4 protein-coding genes are annotated in these 7,095 nt (G+C 46.8%); 3 read left to right on the top strand and 1 reads right to left on the bottom strand.

Annotated features, from left to right (window positions below; genetic code table 11):
- Positions 1–1,101 precede the first annotated feature (1,101 nt).
- Positions 1,102–1,608, top strand: a complete 507-nt coding sequence (locus ACCI49_RS22845; protein ID WP_371841541.1) for a hypothetical protein — start codon at positions 1,102–1,104, stop codon at positions 1,606–1,608.
- A 182-nt stretch (positions 1,609–1,790) separates the two neighbouring features.
- Here the strand turns inward: ACCI49_RS22845 and ACCI49_RS22840 are convergent, their stop codons facing one another.
- Entirely contained in the window at positions 1,791–1,943 is a 153-nt protein-coding gene (locus tag ACCI49_RS22840; protein ID WP_371841540.1) for a hypothetical protein, read from the bottom strand.
- A 122-nt stretch (positions 1,944–2,065) separates the two neighbouring features.
- Between ACCI49_RS22840 and ACCI49_RS22835 the strand changes: the two genes are divergently transcribed.
- Both ACCI49_RS22835 and ACCI49_RS22830 read left to right on the top strand, forming a co-directional pair.
- Positions 2,066–6,343 (top strand): RHS repeat-associated core domain-containing protein, encoded by a 4,278-nt coding sequence (locus ACCI49_RS22835; RefSeq protein WP_371841539.1) that lies wholly within the window; start codon positions 2,066–2,068, stop codon positions 6,341–6,343.
- A 1-nt stretch (position 6,344) separates the two neighbouring features.
- Positions 6,345–6,689: a hypothetical protein gene (locus tag ACCI49_RS22830; protein ID WP_371841538.1), complete on the top strand. Its 345-nt coding sequence runs from the start codon at positions 6,345–6,347 to the stop codon at positions 6,687–6,689.
- Positions 6,690–7,095: the final 406 nt, after the last annotated feature.

Raw genomic sequence — 7,095 nt, 5'->3', positions numbered from 1 at the left:
CCCCTGCGTAGAATTTCTGTTAGCGGATCGGTCGTCTCCTCTCGACCTGAAAACTCGACAACGGTATTCTTGTCCATGGCGGCGTATCCCTTAGTTGGTTTATTGTCTGGCGATAACAAATCAACCAGATACGCCGCTTTTTTTCAAACCTTCAAACACCAGATTTGGTTATAACTCGTCGGATTGGTGCATTTTCGAGTTAATGGCAAGTAAAATAAGTGATAGTTGTATTTGCTTTGTAATAAAGGCTTGAATGGAGGGTGCCTAAAAGCCGATAGTAATCTAATATCCAGCTTCTAGTGCCGACAAATCAAAATAATGGATGTGCTTCCAGGTATGGGAGGGACGGTTTGTAAGAAAATATAACAAACTAGCCAAGGTTATAACCTTGAATTAATAATAGGCACCTCTAATAATTGCGCTTTCCTGAATTTTATCGCCCTGAAGCTCCCATGAATCGGTGCTGACGGATGCCAAAAATTAATTTATAGAGGTGCCTTAATATCTATGAAGTTTGTGAAAATGCTGGCTTTTGATATTTGAAGCGATGTACACCCAGTTCCCTATTTCTTTTTCAGTCGTGCTAAGGAAATATTTATAGTTGCTTTTACAGATTTGGCTAAGGATTTCTTTTAAGTCTTATTTGTTAATAATTGAATTAATTCCGATTGTAATGCGTGTGCGGGGTTTAGCGCTGAAAATATATGCCGTTGCGCTCAAGTAGTTGATAGTTTTGAGTGATTTAACAGTATTGATAGATTATATTTTGTTATCAAGCATTAAGTTGCATTTCGTGCCAAGTTTTAAAAGTATGTCAAGATCTGTTATTAGATTACCGAAATAAACGACACATTTGATGATAGAGTGGAAGGCTAGCATCAACTTTGCATTAATCATTGACTCCCTAAGTGGAAGTGCTCCGTTTTTTTGCCGGCTGATATCGCGAGCTGTTATTAGGTTGTTCTGTTGATTTTTCAGGCGAGAGAATAGGTAAATTTAGAGGTTTAATTGAATAAGGTTTAGTAATCTTGCTAGTAACTGTGATATATATTGAGTATGTTGTTGTTTTATAGCTTCGAACTGGCTAAAAGGATTTTGCAGTTGGTTGTTACTTTTAAAATATTTAGAGTGGTGTCATGTCTGTGTAACACTGCGTACCCCAAATCTGACCTCTTCCAAATTTTTGTTGCTAGATATGATCCTGGCTCTGACAAGTGGGTGATTGTTTGCTTGCTGACTTCTTATATAGAACCTAAAGCTTCTTTGATTGTTGTGGGTCATGGGGATGTGCTAACTGCGGGAATTAAATTCGATAGTTTAGAATTTTATCTTTATCGGATTGATGGTCAGTCTGCCCTCGAGGTTGCTCAATTTGTTTATGATGTTGACAACCCTGTAATTAGAAAATTTATGCAATTCATTCGAGATATTGAAGTGAACTTCTGGGGTGAATTTAGAGTTCAAGAGGTACAGGCTACCGAAACCGTATTTCGATTCCTACAACGAAATTATGCTAGGAATGCTGTTCTTGTTGATTGCTATTTGATTTTTTTGATTGTGCTGTTCGCACAGGTAGTAGAGTTATCACGCGCATATCAAAACGATTGAGCATACTCCCTTTAGTGAGCGCAGTAATGAACAGCTTCTGCTACTAGTGCAGTACTACTAGGTACACACAAGTTGGAGCGATGCCATCAACCGCTCGATTTGCTATTGCAACGCGATTTGGACAATGTTGAGAGTTGGCTGCTGATGGGGAATTTGTGTAGGGGGCAGCTGGCACTGGAAGTCTACGGCTTGCTGTTGCCGTGGACCCGGTCCGGACAGACATTTGCCTGAGTCAGGGCAAGGCCCTTGGGCAGTTGGGACAACAGGGCGAGGCCGACCAAGCCCATGCCCAATACCGTGCGCAGAGCAAACAGTGGATACCGGTGGCCTCTCATTGAGCGTGTAAGCCGAAATCGGCACACAGGTCTCGGTGCACGTATCGCCATTTATGGTGATCGCAGTAAGAAGATGCTAATGCGGCTTGAGGGCCGCCAAAAAGAAGAAAAAGGACTACAGCATGACCAGTTGGGGAAAGGTTCTTACACTGCTCGCCGGATTCAGTGCGAGCCTGTTGATTCATACGGTGGCAGCGCACGACTTTGGCGGTTCCTCCGCTGGCGATCCCCCTCCCGGCCCACCGGAGCCTCCCCCCTGTGAGCGCAGTTCAGATCCTTGTTGTGGTAGTGGGTCTGGCGCTGTGGGCGATCCCATTCGCACGTTTGATGGCGGATTTTACTTGTCCGATACGGACTTGCAGGTGGGGGCCAGCTACCCGATCCGCTTGGTGCGTCGTTATGACAGTCGCTCGGAATTCGACAATGCCCTCGGCTTCGGTTGGGCCTTCGACCATGACCGGCGCTTGTTTGAGTACCCGGATGGCTCAGTGCTACTGCGTTCTGGCTGTGGACGCCGCGACACTTTTGTGTTTACTGGTGGTGCCTATGTCACGCCGCGCGATGCCTCCCAAGGTACCCTGAAGGAACACGGCGATGGCAGCTACTCTTTTACCTACGCCAACGGCAAGCGCGATGAATTCGATACAGACGGGCGCTTGGTAGCCATCGTCAACCACAAGGGACAAAGCCACCGGCTGAGCTACGATGAACGCGGTCGCCTGCCGCTGCTCGGCACCTCGCCCAACAGTGTCGATCCGAATAAACCGATGGTGGTGGCTTACCAGCCGCGGCTTACTCGTATTGAAGAGCAGGGTGCAGACGGTGTGCTCACTGGCGCCGTAGTTGAGTTTTTCTATAACGAGCAGAGCGGACGCCTGACTCATGTCATTGCCAGTGACGGCCGGCGCATCGACTATCGCCACGATGAGTGGCAAACCGCTACCCGCGGCAATCTGGTGCAGGTGGAGGGCCTGGACAACTACCAACACAGCTTTAAATACGAAGATCCCGCAGATGCACACCGCATTACCGGCCTGCAGCGAGGTGCCGGCGCCGTCTGGGTGACTAACACCTACGATAATGAAGGCCGTGTGATCAAGCAGGTCGAAGGGCAGAATATACTTGAGCTGGATTACGTAGAGATTGGTACTACCCAGGTCACCGAGACGGTAAGAAGTGCCAGTGGCGAAGTGCTCGATACCCGCGACAGTACCTTTGTATTCGATGAGGCGGGCTATCTGCTCAAGCGCATCGATCCCCTCGGTCATGAGTATCGACAGATATACAACGATACCAAAGATCGTATTCGTATCGAGTACTGGGAGAAGCGGGGGAATGACTTAATCCTGCTCTCCGCCACAGATTACACCTATAACGGCCAGGCACAGAAGACTGGTGCTATCACCACTTTGGCCAGTGGCGAATTAATCACTCAGCGCTGGACTTATGACAACGGCTGGCTTGCAGGCAAAGAGCAGTTTTCCAGTAAAGATCCGGACAAGGTATTTCGCACTGAATATACCTTTGTGCGTGATGCGCAGAGCCAGCCTATTAATATCGCCAGTATCAAGCAAACTAAAGATGACAGCAGTTTTGCGATCACCACGCTGACCTACTGTAATGGAGAAACCGGCTGTCCGGATAGCGCGTTGGTCAAACAAATTGACGGCCCGCGCACGGATGTACAGGACATCATGTCCTTTACTTATTACGACAACACTGACCAAAGTGGGTGTAATGATGGTGGTAATTGTTACCGTAAAGGGGATATCAAAAAAATTACGGATGCGCTGGGATACACTAGAGAATTCCTCTCTTACAATGTCACAGGCCAAGCTACCCAAACCCGTGATGCTAACGGCCTGACAGTAAACTACCGCTATCATCCTCGTGGCTGGTTATTAGAGGAGACCATTCTTGGTTCCGATGACAACAGCAGTAACGACGATATTGTTACCCGCTACGACTATGATGATCGTGGTAATGCCATTAGGGTAACGGAGTCAGATGGTAGTAGCCTAGTTATGAGCTATGACCAGCGCGATCGCCTATTCCAAATAGAGGATGCTGAAGGCAACAAAATAAAATACACCCTTGACTCTCAAGGTAATACCTTGGCTGAAGAGGTATACGACGGGGAAGGTAATCTTAAGCGTAACCAGAGCTGGATTTTTGATAAGCTTAACCGTGTAAAGCAAAGACTTGGTGCCGAACAGCAGGTAACCGACTATAGCTACGATGGTATGGGTCACCTGACTCTGTCCGCAGATGCTCTTAGCATCAAAACTCATCACAGCTACGACGGCTTGGGTCGCTTGGTAGGGAGTATTGAAGATGCGGAGGGTTTAGCGGCTAGCTCCAGGTTTGCTTACGATGCTACTGGCAGTATCATCGAAGTTATCGACCCTCGCGACAATAGCACCCTTTATGAATATGATTTGGCCGGGAACCTTACTAAGTTGGTGAGCCCGGATACCAGTACCAGCACTCGCACTTACGATACTGCCGGGAACCTGACCTCAAGCACCGATGCCCGTGGAATTGTCAGCAATTTTACTTACGATGCGTTAAATAGACTCATCAGCATAAATTATCCCGGCAGTACCAGTGAAAATGCGACCTTTACTTACGACAGCACTGATGGCGGCAACAAGGGCGCCGGGCGCCTGACCGGTTACAGTAATGATGCCGGCACAACAGCACTTACCTACGACGCCTTGGGCCGAATTACCCAGCAGGAAGACAAAATAGCCGGGTTGGATTTTACGATCGGCTACCGTTACGACAGTGAGGGGCGAGTAACCAGCATCACTTATCCCTCTGGGCGCATTGTCAGCTATAGCTATGATGCGCTGGGACGAATTGCCAAAGTCACTACACAGCAAAGTGCCGAGGCTGATCCCCAGACTATCCTCAGCAATATCCAGTACGATTCCATGATGGGTATTGGTTCTATGGAATACGGCAACGGCATCACCCAAAGCTATCGTTATGACCAGGATGGCCGTCTGCAAGCGATCAATGCCAGCGGTGTAGGGGATATCCAATCGCAAACCTATACCTATGATTCGGTGAGTAATATCACCCTTATTGCAGACAATCTGGATAGCAGTAAAAACCAATCATTTACCTATGACGATCTCTATCGTCTAGCGGATGGGAGCTATGCGGAAGGGCAAAGCAATTTAGCGTATGACCTGATTGGCAACCGCACCCAACAGGCTTTTATTGAAAGTGGCGAATCACCTGAAGTCACTACATACGGCTATGAAAGTAACTCTAATCGTCTCACTGAAGTGGGCGGGCAGGCTTGGGTAATTGATGACGCAGGTAATACCGTTAGCAGTGGTGGCGGTGTTTATGAGTACACGTATAACCACGCCAATCGTCTCAGAACTTATAGCGAAGATGGCACAGTACAAGGAACCTACTACTATAACGCCCTTGGTCAAAGGGTGCTAACAGACAAGACTGAAGATAACCTGCTGCACTACGATCAAAACGGTCAATACTTGAGCAAGACCAAGCTCGGTGAAGCTGGTGCCGTCCAGAGCCAGGTAGATTATATCTACCTGGGAAATATGCCAGTTGCCCAGGTTGAAGTGCTTCTCAGCGCAGGGCAGATACAGAGTACAACGCTCACCTATCTGCACAGTGATCACTTAAACACACCGCGTATTGGAACAAACGAAAATGCGATTGTGTGGCGTTGGGACAGCGATGCCTTTGGGCATACGGAGCCCAATGTTGACCCAGATGGTGACTTTAACCTGGTTGAAGTCAGCTTGCGCTTCCCTGGACAGATCAAGGGAGAGGAAGCCCCGTACTACTACAATTACTTCAGGGATTATGATCCCAGTAGTGGTCGGTATTTGCAGAGTGATCCGATTGGGTTGGAAGGGGAGTTGAATACTTATGCTTACGTCAGTGGAAACCCGATAAATTACTTCGATCCATTTGGCTTGAAAGAATATCCAGATAATTTTGTAGGACCTTTGCCACCTGATGGTTATTACACTTCAGAAATGACGCAAACGAAATGCGGGAAGGTTCCTTCTGCCCCACCGGGAACAAATATTAATAGCAACATGCAGCTTGCCGATGATAAGTGGGATCCATTTTGGTTCTACGATCAGGTTCGTAATAAAGGTCCATGGGATTACAAGCAGAAGGGAAGGAAATACGAAGACTTTGGGAATTTTAATTTTGGCGCGACAGGCTCTGCATTCGGCTTTCCACAGAGTGTTTTGCAGCGTGGCGCCGGTTGGGCGAATCAAAAAGCTGATCCCACTAGAAAAAATCTTGGTAGCCCGTGGGGATGGTATCCTTATGGCGATGACCCTAGTGATCAAGAGCAGATCGAAAAAGGGTCCAATTATTGTGAATGTATGGGCTATTAAAATGAAAACGTTGCATGTGCTTTTGGTGTTGTTTCTTTCAGGTTGTAGTGACTTGTGTAGCGTTGATCTTCTGGGAGAGAGTAAGTCCCCTGATGAAAAATATATCGCAACTGTATTTGAAAGAAACTGTGGGGCTACAACGCCTTTTGTGAGAGTGGTAAGTCTTCGTTATGCAGGTTCTGAATTTTCTCCAGAAGAAGTTGATGATTGGGTTTTTACGATACATGGGCAATCTGATATAAATGTGTCTTGGGTTGAAAATACAGAGCTAAAAATTTCTTATTCTGCGACCGGAGATAACCCAACTCAGCGTGACAAGTGGGAAAAGGTAATTATCAAATATTAGGGTCGAGTTTCAGCCAGGCACTGGTTTTTTGCTTTGACTATTAATAGCTTGCCGGTTTCTAAGAACTCGAAAGAATAACCGTAAGGTCGAACATACAACAACATTTCTTACAGGCGTGACGCACTAAAGTGATTTCTTCTACTCCCAGATTTCAAGGCTATTTGCTCTTCTCGCTGGCCATTTCGGCCGCTTTGTATAGATCCCATCATATTGTTTTATGACAAGGGGAGTAATTCTGAATATCCGCAATGATCCTACCCACCAAAAACGGACAGATAAATATCGACAATATTTTCCCGGCGGACAAATAGTTCGGTTATGCTATGTACCTAATTGATTCGTGTCGGAAGTAGGCTGCTACACGCGCGGGCTTCTTTTGTAACATTCTCATGTGAGAAAGCACTTT

The sequence above is a fragment of the Microbulbifer epialgicus genome, from assembly GCF_041447265.1.
Lineage (GTDB): Bacteria > Pseudomonadota > Gammaproteobacteria > Pseudomonadales > Cellvibrionaceae > Microbulbifer > Microbulbifer epialgicus.
Note: the sequence above shows the minus strand (reverse complement) of the source record. Positions and strands in the feature narration are given on the sequence as shown.